The sequence below is a fragment of the Salinispora goodfellowii genome (assembly GCF_059570675.1).
Genome location: NZ_JCANTD010000020.1, coordinates 1 through 16,084 on the forward strand (window position 1 = coordinate 1; position 16,084 = coordinate 16,084).

General features: G+C 69.8%; 18 protein-coding genes and 2 pseudogenes. 12 read left to right on the top strand and 8 right to left on the bottom strand.

Annotation, left to right across the window (positions count from 1 at the left end; all coding sequences use genetic code 11):
• Together T398_RS17900 and T398_RS17905 are read left to right on the top strand one after the other, a co-directional pair.
• Window positions 1-198: pseudogene (locus T398_RS17900) on the top strand (hypothetical protein); the annotation flags it as partial.
• Window positions 199-351: 153 nt separating this feature from the next.
• The gene (locus T398_RS17905) at window positions 352-1,764 is read left to right on the top strand and encodes an acyltransferase family protein (RefSeq protein ID WP_496448374.1); all 1,413 of its coding nucleotides are present in this window, start codon (window positions 352-354) and stop codon (window positions 1,762-1,764) included.
• Here T398_RS17905 and T398_RS17910 read toward each other — a convergent pair.
• A complete protein-coding gene (locus T398_RS17910; RefSeq protein ID WP_496448376.1) occupies window positions 1,736-3,226 on the bottom strand; it encodes a CoA-acylating methylmalonate-semialdehyde dehydrogenase in 1,491 nt (496 codons plus the stop codon). The two genes, T398_RS17905 and T398_RS17910, sit on opposite strands and share 29 nt — an antisense overlap.
• Entirely contained in the window at window positions 3,223-4,533 is a 1,311-nt protein-coding gene (locus T398_RS17915) for an aspartate aminotransferase family protein (protein WP_496448378.1), read from the bottom strand. The genes T398_RS17910 and T398_RS17915 overlap by 4 nt, the downstream gene beginning before the upstream one ends.
• Window positions 4,534-4,685: 152 nt before the next feature.
• On the opposite strand from T398_RS17915, the gene T398_RS17920 reads away from it, so the two are divergent.
• A complete protein-coding gene (locus tag T398_RS17920; RefSeq protein WP_496448379.1) occupies window positions 4,686-5,231 on the top strand; it encodes a hypothetical protein in 546 nt (181 codons plus the stop codon).
• A gap of 304 nt (window positions 5,232-5,535) precedes the next feature.
• Here T398_RS17920 and T398_RS17925 read toward each other — a convergent pair whose 3' ends face one another.
• Window positions 5,536-6,477, bottom strand: a complete 942-nt coding sequence (locus T398_RS17925; protein ID WP_496448381.1) for an AraC family transcriptional regulator — start codon at window positions 6,475-6,477, stop codon at window positions 5,536-5,538.
• A 71-nt stretch (window positions 6,478-6,548) separates the two neighbouring features.
• Between T398_RS17925 and T398_RS17930 the strand changes: the two genes are divergently transcribed.
• On the top strand, window positions 6,549-7,388 hold the full coding sequence (locus T398_RS17930) for an NAD(P)H-binding protein (protein ID WP_496448383.1): 840 nt from the start codon (window positions 6,549-6,551) through the stop codon (window positions 7,386-7,388).
• 14 nt (window positions 7,389-7,402) lie between these two features.
• Here the strand turns inward: T398_RS17930 and T398_RS17935 are convergent, their stop codons facing one another.
• The 5 genes and pseudogenes from T398_RS17935 to T398_RS17955 form a co-directional block, all read right to left on the bottom strand.
• Window positions 7,403-7,819 carry a PIN domain nuclease gene (locus tag T398_RS17935; protein ID WP_496448384.1) on the bottom strand — a complete coding sequence of 139 codons (417 nt, stop codon included), beginning with the start codon at window positions 7,817-7,819 and terminating at the stop codon, window positions 7,403-7,405.
• A complete protein-coding gene (gene vapB / locus T398_RS17940) occupies window positions 7,810-8,034 on the bottom strand; it encodes a type II toxin-antitoxin system VapB family antitoxin (protein WP_496448386.1) in 225 nt (74 codons plus the stop codon). The genes T398_RS17935 and vapB overlap by 10 nt, the downstream gene beginning before the upstream one ends.
• A gap of 238 nt (window positions 8,035-8,272) precedes the next feature.
• A pseudogene (locus T398_RS17945) lies at window positions 8,273-8,931 on the bottom strand (class I SAM-dependent DNA methyltransferase).
• A 41-nt stretch (window positions 8,932-8,972) separates the two neighbouring features.
• Window positions 8,973-10,037, bottom strand: coding sequence for a MerR family transcriptional regulator (locus T398_RS17950; protein WP_496448387.1), 1,065 nt, complete (start codon window positions 10,035-10,037; stop codon window positions 8,973-8,975).
• Window positions 10,031-10,705, bottom strand: coding sequence for a HEAT repeat domain-containing protein (locus tag T398_RS17955; protein WP_496448389.1), 675 nt, complete (start codon window positions 10,703-10,705; stop codon window positions 10,031-10,033). The genes T398_RS17950 and T398_RS17955 overlap by 7 nt, the downstream gene beginning before the upstream one ends.
• Before the next feature lie 131 nt (window positions 10,706-10,836).
• Between T398_RS17955 and T398_RS17960 the strand changes: the two genes are divergently transcribed.
• From T398_RS17960 to T398_RS17995, 8 genes are all read left to right on the top strand, one after another.
• Window positions 10,837-11,868, top strand: a complete 1,032-nt coding sequence (locus tag T398_RS17960) for an asparaginase (protein ID WP_496448391.1) — start codon at window positions 10,837-10,839, stop codon at window positions 11,866-11,868.
• 16 nt (window positions 11,869-11,884) lie between these two features.
• Window positions 11,885-12,598 carry a cyclase family protein gene (locus T398_RS17965; RefSeq protein WP_496448393.1) on the top strand — a complete coding sequence of 238 codons (714 nt, stop codon included), beginning with the start codon at window positions 11,885-11,887 and terminating at the stop codon, window positions 12,596-12,598.
• A 178-nt stretch (window positions 12,599-12,776) separates the two neighbouring features.
• Window positions 12,777-13,022 carry a hypothetical protein gene (locus tag T398_RS17970; protein WP_496448394.1) on the top strand — a complete coding sequence of 82 codons (246 nt, stop codon included), beginning with the start codon at window positions 12,777-12,779 and terminating at the stop codon, window positions 13,020-13,022.
• Between the two features lie 168 nt (window positions 13,023-13,190).
• Entirely contained in the window at window positions 13,191-13,592 is a 402-nt protein-coding gene (locus tag T398_RS17975) for a hypothetical protein (protein WP_496448396.1), read from the top strand.
• Between the two features lie 67 nt (window positions 13,593-13,659).
• Window positions 13,660-13,842: a hypothetical protein gene (locus T398_RS17980; RefSeq protein WP_496448398.1), complete on the top strand. Its 183-nt coding sequence runs from the start codon at window positions 13,660-13,662 to the stop codon at window positions 13,840-13,842.
• Window positions 13,839-14,009, top strand: a complete 171-nt coding sequence (locus T398_RS17985) for a hypothetical protein (protein WP_496448400.1) — start codon at window positions 13,839-13,841, stop codon at window positions 14,007-14,009. The genes T398_RS17980 and T398_RS17985 overlap by 4 nt, the downstream gene beginning before the upstream one ends.
• A 191-nt stretch (window positions 14,010-14,200) precedes the next feature.
• Complete coding sequence (locus tag T398_RS17990; RefSeq protein WP_496448401.1) at window positions 14,201-15,322, top strand: sensor histidine kinase; 1,122 nt, start codon at window positions 14,201-14,203, stop codon at window positions 15,320-15,322.
• Window positions 15,316-15,960, top strand: coding sequence for a response regulator transcription factor (locus T398_RS17995; RefSeq protein WP_496448403.1), 645 nt, complete (start codon window positions 15,316-15,318; stop codon window positions 15,958-15,960). Before T398_RS17990 ends, T398_RS17995 begins: the two co-directional genes overlap by 7 nt.
• Window positions 15,961-16,084: the final 124 nt, after the last annotated feature.

The following is a 16,084-nucleotide window of genomic DNA, read 5'->3' on the forward strand; positions in this document are numbered from 1 at the left end:
TGGGGCACGGTGGAGCAGATCACCGACCCCGCCTACTCCACCACCGCCTTCCTGGACGGTTTGAAGCAGGTCAAGGGCTGGCAGGACCTGCCGTTGACCGAGGCCGCGCAGAAGGTGCAGGTGTCGGCGTACCCGTTCCACTACGCCCAGTGGGAAACCCAGGCCGCCGACCTGGTGGCCGAGCACTGGACCAGCTGACCCACCGACACCCACAAACAAACCCCCACCCACAGACCTAACCCACACCAGGGGGAAAGAAACTGTTGGCCGGCACCCGAACCGGGTGCCGGCCAACAGCCACGTCTGGGCGAACACCGACGGTGAGCAGCACCGTCCCCTACGCTTGCGCTCATGGGCCGCCTGCGCCGACTCGCCGAGGCGACACCGGCGAGCCGGAACCGCTACCTCGACCTGCTCCGGGCCCTCGCCATCGTCATGGTCGTTCTCGGTCACTGGAGCGTCGTGGACATCGGGCACGACGCCTCCGGGCAACCCACCGCCCGCTCCGCGCTGCCCGACCTGCCCTGGGCCTACCCACTGACCTGGGCGGTCCAGGTCATGCCGATCTTCTTCCTGGTCGGCGGGTACGCCAACGCCGCGTCCCTGGCCTCGCAGCGCCGTCGCGGCGGGGACGCCACCGGCTGGCTGCTCGGCCGCAGTGCCCGGCTGCTCCGGCCCACCAGTGTGCTGGTGCTCGTCCTCGCCGCCGCTGGCTTCGCCGCCCGGCTCGCCGGCGCCGACCCGTCGTTGGTCCGGACCGTGGTCTACTTCGCCACCATCCCGCTGTGGTTCCTCGCCGCGTACCTCCTCGTGGTGCCACTGACCCCGGTGATGTACGCGCTGCACCGGCGGTACGGGCTGCGCGTACCGGTGACGCTGGCCATCCTGGTCACGGCGGGCGACCTGACGCGCGAACTCGGCCTGCACGACGCCGCCCTGCCGAACTACCTCTTCGGTTGGCTGGCCATTCACCAGCTCGGCTTCGCCTGGTACGACGCGGACAAGAAAGACGCTGACGCAACGGCACCGCGCGGCCGCTGGGCTGGGCTCCGGACCCGACGGCTACCGCTGTCCCGGCGGGCCGGGTGGACGGCGCTGCTCGGCGGGCTGACGGTGGCGGTACTGCTGACCGGCCCCGGCCCGTACCCGGTCAGCATGATCAACATTCCGGGTGAGCGGCTGAACAACGCCGCCCCGCCCAGCCTCGCGCTGCTGGCGGTGAGCACCGCGCAGCTCGGGCTCCTCCTGCTGCTGCGCGGGCCGGCGCAGCGCTGGCTGCGCCGCGACCGCCCCTGGATGGCGGTGATCGCGGTGAACAGCGTCGTACTGACGGTCTTCCTGTGGCACCTGAGCGCGGCGATCCTGGCGATCGGCGCCCTGGACGCGGTGGGATTGCTACCGACGCCGGCTGCCGGCACGACCGCTTGGCTGGCCTGGCGGATCCCCTGGGTGCTGATCATCTGTGTGTTCCTGGCCGCGCTGGTCGCCGTCTTCGGTCCGATCGAGGCACGCACCGGCCGCCCCCCGGCCGCCCGAGGGCCCGCCCCGCCATCGGACAACCGGGCGGATCACTGGCGGCTCACCGGCCGCGGCGTGCTCGCCGTCACCGCCTTCGTCGCCGTCGTCGCCGCGCTCGTCATCAACGCGACCGCCCCACGGGACGCCCCGCTGCTGCTCGGGCTGCCCGTCCCGGCGCTGGTGGCGTACCTGGCCGGGGCGGGCGCCCTGCGGCTACTCAGGTCTGGGTGGGGAACCCCAGGTTGACCCCACCGTGTCGGGGGTCCAGCCAACGACTGGTGACCACCTTGCCCCGGGTGAAGAAGCGCACCCCGTCCTCCCCGTGCGCGTGCAGGTCGCCGAAGAGCGACGCCTTCCAGCCGCCGAAGGAGTAGTACGCCATCGGCACCGGGATCGGTACGTTGATCCCGACCATGCCCACCTCCACCTCGTGCTGGTAGCGCCGGGCGGCACCCCCATCGTTGGTGAAGATGGCCGTCCCGTTGCCGTACGGGTTGGTGTTGACCAGGTGGACGGCCTCCTCGTACGACCCGACCCGGAGCACCGACAGCACCGGCCCGAAGATCTCGTCGGTGTAGACCGACATCTCGGGTGTGACCCGGTCGAACAGGGTCGGCCCCAACCAGTAGCCGTTCGGGTCCCCGTCCGGGCGCACGTCCCGCCCGTCCACCACCGGCACCGCGCCCGCCGCCACGCCCGCCTCGACGTACGAACGCACCCGCTCGGCGTGTGCGGCGGTGACCAGCGGGCCCATGTCGCAGCCGCGCCGGCCGTCACCGGTACGCAGCCCCGCCACCCGCTCGGCGATCTTCTCGACCAACGCGTCGGCGACCGGCTCCACCGCGACCAGCGCCGAGATCGCCATACAGCGCTCCCCCGCCGACCCGAACCCCGCGTTGACGGCGGCGTCGGCGGCCAGGTCCAGATCCGCGTCGGGGAGCACCACCATGTGGTTCTTCGCCCCGCCGAGGGCCTGCACCCGCTTGCCCGCCAGCGACGCCCGCTGGTGCACGTGCCGGGCGACCGGCGTGGAGCCGACGAACGACACCGCCCGCACCGCGGGATGATCCAGCAGGGCGTCCACGGCCTCCTTGTCCCCGTTGACCACGTTGAGCACCCCGGGCGGCAGGCCCGCCTCAGCGAACCACTCCGCCAGCAGCAGCGCCGCGCTCGGATCCTTCTCGCTGGGCTTGAGCACGACCGCGTTGCCGGTCGCCACCGCGACCGGCACGAACCAGAGCGGCACCATCACCGGGAAGTTGAACGGGCTGATCACCGCCACCACCCCGAGGGGCTGGCGAAGGTTGTAGGAGTCCACCTCGGTCGAGACGTTCTCGCTGAACCCGCCGCGCATCGCCGCGGGGATGCCGCAGGCGTACTCGATCACCTCCAGCCCGCGCTGCACCTCGCCGGCGGCGTCGGCGAGCACCTTGCCATGCTCCGCGGTAATCACCTCGGCGAGCCGGTCGCGCCGGGCATGGACCAACTCCCGGAAGGCGAAGAGCACCGCCGCGCGCCGCGACAGGGAGGCGTCTCGCCAACTCCGCGCGGCCCGGTCGGCGGCCTCGACCGCTGCCGCCACCTCCGCGGCGGAGGCCAGCTCGACCTCCGCGGTACGCGCGCCGGTGGCCGGGTCGAAGACGTCGCCGCGGCGCACCGCGGTGCCGGAGAGCAACTTGCCGTCCACGAAGTGCCCGATGAGACTCACGCCGCCACCTCCGCCGCGGTCCCGCCGGACCGGATCGCGTCCACCAGAATTGCCAGGCCCTCCCGGGCCTCCTGTTCGGTCAGGGTCAACGGCGGGCCCATCCGCACCACGTTCCCGTACAGGCCGCCCTTGCCCACGAGCAGGCCACCGGCCCGGCACGCCTCGAACACCCGAGCGGCTCGCCCGGGATCCGGGTCAGCGGTGCCCGGGTGGACGAACTCGACACCGAGCATCAGCCCCTTGCCGCGCACCTCGGCGACCCCGGGCAGCCCGCCGACCGCGGCACGCAGCCCCTCGTTGAGGATCCTGCCCACCCGGTCCGCGTTGGCTTGCAGATCGTTGTCGAGCACGTAGTCGAGCACGGCGTTGCCGGCGGCGGTGGAGATCGGGTTGCCGCCATAGGTGGAGAAGCTGATCGCCGGCACCGACTCGACCACCTCGGCCCGCCCGACCACACCGGCGAGCGCGAAGCCGTTGCCTACCCCCTTGGCGAAAGTGATCATGTCTGGGGTCACCCCGTGGGCCTGGTAGCCCCAGAAGTGCGTGCCGGTACGCCCCCAGCCGGTCTGCACCTCGTCTGAGATGAGCAGGATGCCATGCTCGTCGAGCACCTTGCGCCAGCCGGCGAGCAGCCCGTCCGGGCCGTGCACGAATCCGCCGACGCCCTGAATCGGCTCCGCGATCAGGCAGGCGACATCACCCGAGGTCTGGGTGGCCAGCACCTCCCGCAGATCCTCCACCGCCGCGTCGATCCGATCCGCCTCGGGCAGCCGGGCGAGTAGGCCCCGCAGCCGCTCCCCCGAGTGCAGCCAGGCCACCTGCAGCGGGTTCAGCGGGCTCGCCGACCAGCCCCGGTTGCCGGTGACCCCGATCGTCGCGTACGACCGGCCGTGATAGCTGTTGCGCACGGCGAGGATCTGCTGCGAACGCCGGTAGTTGGTGGCCATCAGCAACGCGGCCTCGTTGGCCTCGGTGCCGGAGTTGGTGAAGAAGACCCGCGCGTCCGGGATGCCGGACAGCCGGGCCACCTTCTCGGCCAACTCCACCTGCTGTCGAATCAGGTAGAGCGTCGAGGTGTGCACGATCCCGGTACGCAACTGGCGCTCCACCGCCTCGCGGATCTCCGGAATGTCGTAGCCGATGCTGTTGGTCAGCACGCCGCCGAAGAAGTCCAGGTAGGTGCGGCCCTGCGCATCGGTGACCCGGCGCCCCTGGCCAGCGACGAGTTCGAGTGGTTCGTCGTAGTAGAGCGGCATCCAGGACGGGAGCACCGCCCGGTGCCGGGCCAGCAGATCGTCGGTGGTCATAGCGACACCTCTCAACGTAGCGGGTGATGACGGCACGCTCTCACCACCGCGCACCGCGAACAACTGGCACCGTGTAGCGTCACCGCACCGTCCACCTGACACCACGTCAATGCGGGTGTACGAGAATTCGTACGGCATGGGGGGTCCTGAGCATGAACCGCCGCCTTGTTCGACCGCTGGTCGCAGGTGCCGCCGCCGTTGCGGCGGCCGCTGGCGGGTGGTTGGCCTACGACTCGCTGCGCGCCGGTGAGACACATTCGGTGCACTCGTCCTACGCGTTCGACGTGAAGGATGGGACGAAGGTGGCGGGGTTCGCCGACTACGTCGTCGTCGCGACGGTGGACCGTATCGCCGAGGTGCAGGAACGCGACGGCACGCCCTACACCGTCTTCGACGTCACCGTGGACCAGACCCTCAAGGGCGAGCCAGTCAAGACGCTGCGGGTGGTCCAGCTGGGTGGAACCCTCGGCAAGGACACCTGGCGGGTCGACGGCGAGCCCCTGCTGCGGCCCGGCACGACCTACGTGCTGGCCGCGAAGACGGAACAGGGACGCGGAACGCATCAGCTGGTGGGCGGGGCGGACGTCCCGGTCGTCGACCGGGCCGCGGCGAGTGCTGGGGGGTCGGGCCCGGTGGCCGAGTGGGAGACCAACGTCGACCGCCAGCGGTGGCCCGCGGAACTCCCCAAGAGTTCCTGACCGCCGCGGCACCCCGTGGCGGTGTCCTGACCCTGGGCGGAGGTATACGCCGGGCTGCTCAGGTTCCTATCACTCCCGCCGCCTTTTCGGTTCTCCATCGACAATCATGAGAACGCCACCGATTACGACTACTCCACCCGAAGCAACGAAAAGCCAGGTTATCCTACCTCCATTTAAAACCATATAGACGGTCCCGAAGGTGCCCCCGGCCAATGCGAGGATCCTGGCAACGTGGTTCAGTCGTCCCATCTCACGCTCCTCTTCGGTGGTGCGGACTACCACCCTCAATAGAAGTATGCGGAGTTTAGACCCGGGGCAATGCCGAGCGGTGTGCACGAGGGCTCACGCCACGGCGGCGCTTGAAGGCGGTACTCAGCGCGAAGGAACTGCCGTAGCCCACCTGGCGGGCGACCGTGCCGACGGTGGCGTTCGGCTCCCGGAGCAGGTCGGCGGCGAGGCTCAACCGCCAGCCGGTCAGATAGGACATGGGCGGTTCACCAACCAACGCGGTGAACCGCCGGGCCAGCGCCGCCCGGGAGACTCCGGTTTCGGCGGCCAGGGACGCCACGGTCCACGGCCGGGCCGGTTCGTGGTGCAGCATGCGCAGGGCGGGGCCGACGACAGGGTCGCTATGCGCCTGGTACCAGCCGGGGGCCTCGGCACCGGGACGGGCGAACCATTCCCGCAGCACCGCGATGAGCAGCAGGTCAAGCAGCCGGTCGAGGACCGCCTCCTGACCGGGGTCGTCCTTGACGATCTCGTCGGCCAGCAGTGGAATCAACGGGGAATCCCAGGAGTCGCCGGGCACGACGAGCACCGGCGGCAGTGCGGTCAGCAGCCGTTGGCTGACCGCACCCCGCATCGCGTACGCACCGGTCAGCAGCATCGTCGGGCCGTCCGCGCCGTTGCCCCAGGTCCGCACCCCCCACTCGCTCATTCCGCAGAGTTCCCCGCCATCCGGGCCGGTGCAGCGTTGGCCAGGATGGATGACGGCCTGCGGTGCCGTGGAGAGGTCGTCGGCGACCCGGTACGGGGCGGGGCCGCGGACGATCGCGGTGTCCCCCGGGGTCAGCCGGACCGCCGTACCCTCCTCCGGCGCGACCCAAGCGTCACCTCGGACCAGGGCGACCAGGGTGAGGGGCGCCTCGTCCCGGATCGCCAGGGACCACGGCGGGGTCAGGACCGAGCGCAGCAGGAACGCACCCTGGGCTCGGGGTCCATCCAGGAGACCTACGACTGCGTCCATGTAGACGATTGAACACAAGCTCGCGCGGATTAGCTATGTCCCGTCTCGGGCTGGCGCACTTCACTGGGTGTATGACAGACCAACGGAAGCAGCAGCGCACCCTGGTCCTCGGCGGCACCGGCAAGACCGGCCGACGCATCGTGGCCCGGCTACGGGGTCAGGGCGTACCGGTGCGGGTTGGCTCCCGCACCGCCCGACCGCCCTTCGACTGGACCGACCCGGCGACCTGGGCACCGACCCTGCGGGACGTGAACGCCGTCTACCTCTCCTACCACCCGGACCTCGCCGAGCCGGGCGCGCTGAAGACGGTCGCCGCGTTCACCGATCTCGCGGTGGCGGCCGGGGTCTCCCGGCTGGTGCTGCTCTCCGGGCGCGGGGAGGAGATTGCCCGGTCCGCCGAGGAGCACGTCCAGGCCGCCGGGGTGGAGTGGACGGTCCTGCGGTCGAGCTGGTTCAACCAGAACTTCAGCGAGGACTACCTCCTGGAGCCGGTCCGCGGCGGCGAGGTCGTTCTCCCGGTCGGGGCCGTACCCGAGCCGTTCGTGGACGCCGACGACATCGCCGAGGTGGCCGTGGCGGCACTCACCGGCAGCGGGCACGCCGGGCAGCTCTACGAGTTGACCGGGCCCCGGCTGCTCACCTTCGCCGAGGCGGTCGCCGACATCGCCACCCGTACCGGTCGGACCATCAACCTCGTGCGGGTCTCCCCCGAGGAGTACGCGGACAGCCTCGCCGCCGCCCGCGTCCCGGCCGGCACGATCGAGTTGTTGACGTACCTCTTCACGACCCTGCTGGACGGGCGCAACGCCCGGGTCGCTGACGGGGTCGCGCGAGCCCTCGGCCGGCCGCCCCGCGACTTCACCGACTACGCCACGAGCACCGCGGCCACCGGCATCTGGGTCCGGGCGTGACCTCCGGTCCAGGCTCAGCCGGGTAGGGTTTCGATCGGCTGACCGGTGACCGCTGCGATGAGGTCGAAATCCTTGTCGACGGCCAGAACGGTCAGGTCGGTCTTTTCAGCGGTCGCCGCGATCAGCAGGTCGGGGATTGACGGGGCGCGGTGCTGGCCGTGGTCGGCGAGCAGCATCTGCACCTCCAAGGCCCGGTCTTCGATGGCGGGTGTGAGGTGTTCGACTGGCATCAGGGACAACGGTGGGGTGGCGAACTGCCGGCGCCCCACTTCTCCGGAGCGTGCCGAGTAGCCGAGTTCCAGGCGGGTGATGGTGGAGAGCCGGACGAGCCCGCGGCTGATGCGTGCGCTCCACTCGTCGCGGTTCGCCGTTTGGCCGAGGTGGAGCCGCACGTACGCGGACTTGTCGATCAGCCAGCTCGTCACCGCCACGCAGCCTCCACTACCGTGGGGTCGGCTAGATCAGCGAATGCCTCTGCGGACCGTTGCCAGTCTTCGGCGGTGACCTTCCGCTCACCGGCGGGTCTGATGTTCTCCTCAAATTTGCGGCGTAGGTACTCGTTACGAGACAGCCCGAGGCTCGCGGCTGCCGCGTCGATGTGGTCGACCGCTTCTTGACTGAGATCGCGGACGAGGATATTGGGCATGCCACACCTCCCTGGGTGATATCACGATATCACCCAGGGAGGTGTAGGCGCGGCACGCCTCCGCGCGATCGAGTTCAAGAGGTTCCTGACCACCATCGACAGGTAGGTCCCACCCGGTTGGACGTCCACCTGATGCGGCAACTCGAGGGTTTCCTGATCCCGCTGGGCACCGGCGACCGGCCTATCAACCCGGGATCATCCAGATCCGAAACGGCGATCGAACCGCAGCGGGCGACAGCTATACACGTCCGCGGTCGGTCTTGCGGACCAGCATGTACCCGTATGCGGGCTCCGGTTCCTCGGGTGGCGTGCTGCCCTGGAAGATCATGCCGAATCCGGCCGCGGCGAAGCGTTCCTCCATCTCTCGGGCGGAGAGCCAGTACCGGTCGAAGTCGATGCCGAAGCTCTCGACCCGGCTGCCGGGAGGGTTACGGTGCGCGGTGCCATCACCGTGTTTGAAGGTGGTGACCAGGTATCCGCCGGGCTTCAGCACCCGGGCGAGTTCGGCGAAGGCCGGAACCCTGGCTGCTGGCGCCAGGTAGATCAGCGAGAACCAGCAGACCACCCCGGCCAGCGAGGCGTCCTCGAACGGCAGGTCACGCAGGTCGGCAACCTCGTACGTGAAGCCGGGGTTCTCCCGTCGTGCCACCTCGATCATTTGGGCGACAGATCCACGCCGCGAGGCGACAGGCCTCGGCTCGCAAGATAGGGAAGAAGCCGTCCGGTGCCGCAGCCGACATCCGCGATCTCCGCGCCCACGGCCAGGGTCACCTCGGCGAACAGGTCCAGCATCGCCCGCTCGACCGGCATGCTGTCGAGCACTCCGACGAGGTTCTCGGCGTACCACTCCGAGAGCACGTCGTGCGCGTCCCGCAGTTCATCGGTCCTGGCGTCCACGCCCCCGTGACCTTCCCGTCGAGACCGTTGCGGCGGCGAATCTACCCCGGCCACTCGCCCTCAAGCCACTCCTCGAAAGCGGTTGGCGTGCCGCGTCCCGCAGACGTGGAGCCCTCCTCTTCCAGATAGGCCGCGGCGGTCCGGGCCACCACCGGGTCGTCGTCGTGGGACAACCGTCGCAGCACCGGCTGCGCGACGGTGGGCGGCAGCTCCAGGATGGCCTGGGTGAGGCGGCTGCGGGCGGCGGAGTCCGCGGTGGGGGCGGCGAGTTCGTCAGAGAGCGCGTTGACGATCTGTTCAGCGCAGGCTGAGTCCGTTGCCAGGGCGCCCAGGTGCTCGGCCGCCTCGACGTCATGGCCGCCCTCGACCACCAGGGCAACGAGGGCGGGTACGGCCGCCACCTCGCCGTACGTACCCAGCGCCAGGGTCGCGTGTCGGCGGACCGTCGGGTCCGGGTCGTCGAGGGCGTCCACGAGCACTGCGGTCGCCTCGTCACCGGTCAACTCGGCAACCGCCTGGGTCGCGCGGCGGCGGATGTCCACGTTCCCGGAGTGGGCACCGGACGCCAGGGTTGCCAGGGCGTCCCCGTCCGCCCGCCCGAGCGCCCACCGCAACGCGCCGGCCACATTCGGGTCGGCCTCGGCGAGGACCGCGCCGGCCAGCAGCTCAGCGGGCACCCGTACCTCCTCGGCGGGGGCCAGGGCGCTTCGCTGACGCAGGGTGGCGCTGGGTGAGTTGAGCCCGGTTATGAGTTCGGTGATGCGCAGGACGTCCGGCCATCCGGTGGGCGCCGAGGCGGCGACCGTACGCAGCCGGTCGAGCAGCTCCCGGTCCCGGTCCAGCCGCTCTTCAGCCCAGGTGATGAGGTCACCGACCAGACCGGCCGGCGTAAAGGTGGGGTCCTGGAGTGCCCGGGTGATCTGGCGCAGCGACAGTCCCAGCGACCGCAGGCTCTCCACGTGGAACAGTCGCCGTACGTCCTCGTCCGAGTATTCCCGGTAGCCGCCCGCAGTGCGACCGGTCGGTTGTACCAGCCCCAGCGAGTCGTAGTGCCGAAGCATGCGGGTGCTCACTCCCGAGCGGCGTGCCACGTCGCCGATCAGCATGGCGGTTCCTTCTCCCTCCCCATCGGGTCCAGCCTGCCGGCGACGAGCCGGCGCGCCTCCTCGACAAGCTCGGCGTAGTCGGCCTCCGGGTCGCGCAGAAGTAGCAACGTGGCGTGGGCGTGTTCCCGCGTCCTCGGGTCCGGGCTATTGACGCCGGCGGCAAGGGCCGGCCGGGCCGCCGCACCGAGGCCGACCAGTGCCCGACTGAGGCTCAGCCGCACGTCCCGGTCCCCGCGACCGAGCTGGGTGACCAACTCCGCGGCCAGCGCCCTCTGCTCTCCCTCGGGGGCGAGAGCGACCGCGGCCCGCCAGGCGGCCCGCGCGACCTCGTCGTCGGGGTCGCGCAGCAGAGTTCCGACGATCGAGGGGTACACGCTCCGGTTATTGATCTTGGAAAGCGAGTGCAGGGCCTGACTACGGGCCTGGGCCTGCTCAGAGGTGAGCTCGGCGCGGAGTTTGGGCAGCGTGACCGCCTCCGGCAGGCGGGTGAGTGCCCAGGTGAGCATGTCCCGCACGAAGAAGTCCGGCTCGACCGCGCACCGCTGCACCAGCGCGGTGACAACACTCGGGTCGGGGTGCCTGCCGAGCAGCATGGCCCGCAGCCGGGTTGACGACGCCTCGGCGCCCAGGGCCGCCACCGCACGGTGGGTGTTCTGGACCGGGTTCATGGGTAGTACCACCTCCCGGCACAGTCAAGACCCTGTCACGGTGTCAAGGTCAAGTGGATCGGTCGAGCCGCCTCGGCTTCACCTGGAAACTGTGACAGGCTGCCGCCGGCACACCCGGACGAGGAGGTGCGGTGACGGAGCAACCGACATCGGTGCTGATGCTCTCCCTCGGCGGCACGATCGCCATGACCGGCGGCGCTGGCGGCGTCGTGCCGACCCTCACCGCCGAAGACCTCATCGCCGCCGTCCCCGGTGCCGCCGACACCGGCATCGACGTACAGGTCCAGACCTTCTGCCAACTGCCGAGCGCCTCCCTGCGCCTCGACGACCTCACCGGGCTCGCCGCCCTGATCGCCGAACGCACCACCACCGGCGACGTGGAGGGCGTCGTGGTCACCCAGGGCACCGACACCATCGAGGAAACCGCCTACCTGCTCGACCTGCTGCACGGCGGCGACGCGCCCATCGTGGTGACCGGGGCGATGCGCAACCCGACCCAGGCCGGTGCCGACGGACCGGCGAACGTCCTCGCCGCGATCCACACCGCCGCCAGCCCCACCGCCCGCGGACTCGGCGCGCTGGTGGTCTTCGCCGACGAGATCCACGCCGCGCGGTACGTCCGCAAGACGCACTCCACCAGTGGCGGCACCTTCCGCTCGCCGAACACCGGCCCGCTCGGCCACGTCGTCGAGGGCGTGGCTCGGCTGCTCGCCTACCCGCCCCACCGGCTGACCGTGCCGCTGGCGGCGATCACCCGGACGCCCCGGGTCGGGCTGCACACCGTCACCGTCGGCGACGACGGCGCCCTACTCGCCGGCGCCGAACACCTGGACGGTCTGGTCGTGGCCGGCTTCGGTGTCGGCCACGTACCCCAACTCTTGATCAACCAACTCACCGCTCTCACGGCGAGGATCCCGGTCGTGCTCACCTCCCGCATCGGCGCCGGGCCGGTCCTGGAAGCCACCTACGCCTTCCCCGGCTCGGAGAGCGACCTGCGGCAACGAGGACTGATCGGCGCGGGCTTCCTCGACAGCTACAAAGCCCGTATCCTGCTGCACACCCTGCTCGCCGTCAGCGCCGACCGCGACGCCATCGCCGCCGGGTTCGCCGCCGCCGGCGGCACCGGAGAGCCCGCCCACTGGCCCTGGGCCAGCACCCCCTGACATCGGACGGAGATCGATGAGTAGGCCGACAGCACCGCCCGCCCCCACCGGATCCGGGTCCACCACCCGGCTCGTCGACCTGTCGCACGTGGTGCGGCACGGCATGACGACCTACCCGGGTCTGCCCGGACCGCACATCGAGGACCACCTGTCACGCGAGGAGTCCCGGACCCACTACGCGCCGGACACCGAGTTCCAGATCGGCAGGATGACCCTGGTGGCCAACACCGGAACCTATCTGGACGCCCCCTTCCACCGCTACGCCGACGGCGCCGACCTCGCTGAGGTGCCGCTGTCACGCCTGGTGGACGTGCCGGGTGTACTCATTGACGTCCGCGCCGCCCCGACGCCGGCCATCGGCGCGGACGCGTTCGCCGGCTGCGTGGTGACCGGACGAGCGGTGCTGGTGCGCACCGGCTGGGACCGGCACTGGGGCACTCCGACCTACGGCGCCGGCGGTCATCCGTTCCTCACCGCCGAGGCAGCCGCCTGGCTGGCGTCGCAGAATCCCGCGGTGGTCGGAATCGATTCGGTCAACATCGACGACACGGCCGACCTGCGCCGTCCGGCGCACACCGAGCTGCTGGCCGCCGACATTCCGATCGTCGAGCACCTGCGCGGGCTGGAAGGGCTGCCAGCAGGAGGCTTCCGCTTCTCCGCCGCTCCGGTCGCCGTGGCGGGCATGGGAACCTTCCCGGTCCGGGCGTACGCGCTGATCGACCCGGCCTGACCCGCGCCGGTCGACTCGGCGTTCAGGGACAGGCGACGCTTGCCGCAACCTCCTCTTTGGAGCGAACCGATACTGATCAACGTTGCTATGATCAGCTGAATGAGCCCCGCACGACTCGAGGCCCCAGGCTCCGATCCGGAACCCAGGCAGCAGGCAACACAGGAAAAGGGCGGGTCCGATGACAGCCGAACCCCGAGGGCAAGTCGAGGCCGGTGCGGACGTGCACTCACCAGACCACACGATCCGGATCATTGCCTCCCCGGACGGGGAGGTAGACGTACGGGTACGGAGTCTGCACCGCCACACCGAGGAATCGCTGGCCCGGCAGGTACGGGCAGCAGCCCGGTTGGCCTTGGCCCACCTGCAACAGCCGACCCAGGATGACCAGTCTGGTCAGGACCGGCGTCGCCCTGGCTGGAGGTGAGTAGCCGGTGGGAAAGAAGCGGCTGATAGCCGTTATCACGGTCGCTGCTCTGGGTCTGGGAATCCTCGGACTGTGGCAGTGGGCACCCTGGAGCGAGCGAGCCGCGTTGCCGTCCTGTGACGAAGTGGCCTCGATGCTGCCGGACACGGTGCCCGGGGGTCGTGGACGGTGACTCACACCCAGCCGGACCGAAACCATTTCCTGAGTTGCGAATTCGACTTGACCTCCGCCGACCAAGCGCACGCGGGCGAAGTTCGGATAGTCATCATTGATAGCGACGACGCGGCGATGCTACAGAAATTGGTAACGGAAAGCCCCTGCTACGGCGGAGAGGTCACTGTTCGGGATGCCGAGCGATACCGGGCGACGAGGTCCTGCTCGGATCGAATTTACGACAAGGTCCTCGCCAGCATCTACGCGGCCTCGGAGCGGCGTTTTACCCACGTCCTTGTTTCGCTGACCGGTCCCGACCGGCCGGAAGAGCAGACCTTCTCCTACACCAACGACACCGTGCAACGGATCGCCAGCTTCACGATGACCCTGACGACTACGGACGAAGGCACCCGGTGAACAGTCTGACCCGATACTTCGCCGATTTCTCCCGCATCCGGGCCGTCGGTCTCTCACCAATCAATGGGTGGAAGTTGTCCGCCACCACGACGGGGAGCTTGATGTGCGCATCCGCCCCGGCCTGCTGCGCCGCTGCACCGAAGAGGAGGTTGCCGCTGAGGTCCGCACCGCGCTGATAGCTGCGGTCGCCGACCATCGACGGCAGTACCGGCAACTCCGCATCGCACCACCCCTCGGAATCACAGCATGATCTTGAAACGCCCGTGCCTCCGGGTTGAGGAGCAGGAACGCAAGGAACGCCCGGACCTCGGCACCCGCAGCCATGACGCGACGCCATTTCCGGCCACCGAGGTCGGGGCCAGCGCGTGGACCGACCGCGTCACCTGGACACCCCGACCAGACCGGCCCACCGTCTGACCAACCAGCACTCAGCTCGAATTCGCCACGCAAACCTGCTGCACAGCAGTCCAGCCGGGGGCGACCGTCAATTCGGATGTCTCCGCTCCCGATCATGACCGGTAACGTGGCTACCCGTGCCCGGCGCCCTGAATAACTCCGGCAGCTCTCCGCCCGGAGCCTCCGACCTAGGAATCGACGCGACAGCCACGGTGAGAAAGCCACCGCTACTGCGCGCGGCGGGATTCCTCCTCGGGACCGTCACCGCCCTCGTCGCGACGGCCTACCTCCTTGTTGGCGGCGTGATCCTCGGTCCGGCGATGTTGTGGTCCCGGACTCAAGCCGGGGCGCGGCGCCGCTACCGGGCCGGCGCAAACCGGCTCGTAAACCTGGAACTGCACCGCCGGGCCTACTTTTTCGGGGACGCCTTCCCCACCCTGCGCAACCAGGAGGGGGCGCTGACGTACCTCGCCGCGCGTGCCGCGGCGGGTCTCCTGGCCGACGTCGTGCTCACGTTGCTCGGCGTCGGCCTGATTCTGGCCGCCCTGATCATCTGGGGCCTGGTCCGCGGCTCGATCGGCGTGGTGGAACTGGTCACCCAGGTGTTCCTCGGTGGGATTCTGCTCTTTCTGAATCTACAGGGGATCCTGGCGTTGGCCGCGCTGGACGGTCGGCTGGTCCGGCGCCACTTCGGTCCCTCCGAGCGGGAACTGCTCCAGCGTCGAATCACCGAGCTGTCCGTGAGCCGCGCAGGCGTCGTGCAGGCCGTGGACCACGAGCGCCGGCGGATCGAGCGCGACCTGCACGACGGCCTGCAGCAGCGGCTCGTCGCGCTGGCGATGCTGCTGGGCCGCGCCCGACGGCGCGGTCCGGAGCAGGCTGCTCAGCTGCTGGAGCAGTCGCACCGCGAGGTCGAGGAGGTGCTGGTCGAGCTACGCGAGGTGGCCTGGCGGGCGTTCCCGTCAGCGCTGGACAGCCTGGGGCTATCGGCCGCGCTGGCCGGCGTCGCCGAGCGCTCCGTCATCCCCGTGCAGGTCAGCGTGGAGCCGGGGATCAGCCTGTCCCGTCCGGTGCGGACGGCCGCCTATTTCGTGGTGTCGGAGACAGTGACCAACGCGGCCAAACACTCTGGTGCCTCGACCGTCACTGTCCGGGTAGGGCGTACGGCCGACAATCTCCAGGTCCGGGTAGCCGACGACGGCGTCGGCGGTGCCGACGCAGCGGGCAGCGGCCTCTTCGGGCTGCAATTACGGGTCGCCGCACTCGACGGCCAGATGACGGTGACCAGCCCGATCGGCGGACCTACCGAGATCATTGTGGAGATCCCATGCTAATAATTCTTGCCGAGGACTCGATCCTGCTCCGGGAGGGCCTGAGCCGGTTACTCACCGAGGAGGGGCACGAGGTCCTAGCCGCTGTCGGCGACGGGGACGCCCTGCTGCGCGCGGTCGAGGCGCACCTGCCGGACGTCGTCGTCGTCGACATCCGGATGCCTCCCACGCACACCGACGAGGGTCTGCGGGCCGCTATCGAGATCCGGCGCCGCTGGCCCGGGCTCGGCGTGCTGGTGCTCTCGCAGCACGTGGAGAAGCACTACGCCACAAAGCTGCTCGCCGCAGACTCGACGGGAGTGGGATACCTCCTCAAGGACCGGGTCTCCCGCGTGGAGGAATTCCTCGACTCGCTGGAACGGGTGCACCGCGGCGGTGCCGCCATCGACCCCGAGGTGGTACGGCAGTTACTCGCCCGCACCACCCACATGGACCCGCTGAACAGGCTCACCAACCGGGAGCGCGAAGTGCTCGGCCAGATGGCGCAGGGGCTCACCAACGCCGCCATCGCGGCGAGGTTGCACGTCTCGCAGAGCGCGGTCGAGAAGTACGTCAACACCATCTTCGAGAAGCTCGACCTGACCCGCACGAGCGGGTACAGCCGGCGGGTCCTGGCCGTTCTCCAATATCTGGGCTCGTGACAATAAGGTTTACCGCAGTCCTCCGCTGTGCTTCACCTCCTCTTTCTTTACGGTCTATCGGGTCGGCGTCGGCACCGTCGATCACTAGCGTCAACCGGGACCGAAACGTCTGGCTCTGGAGGAA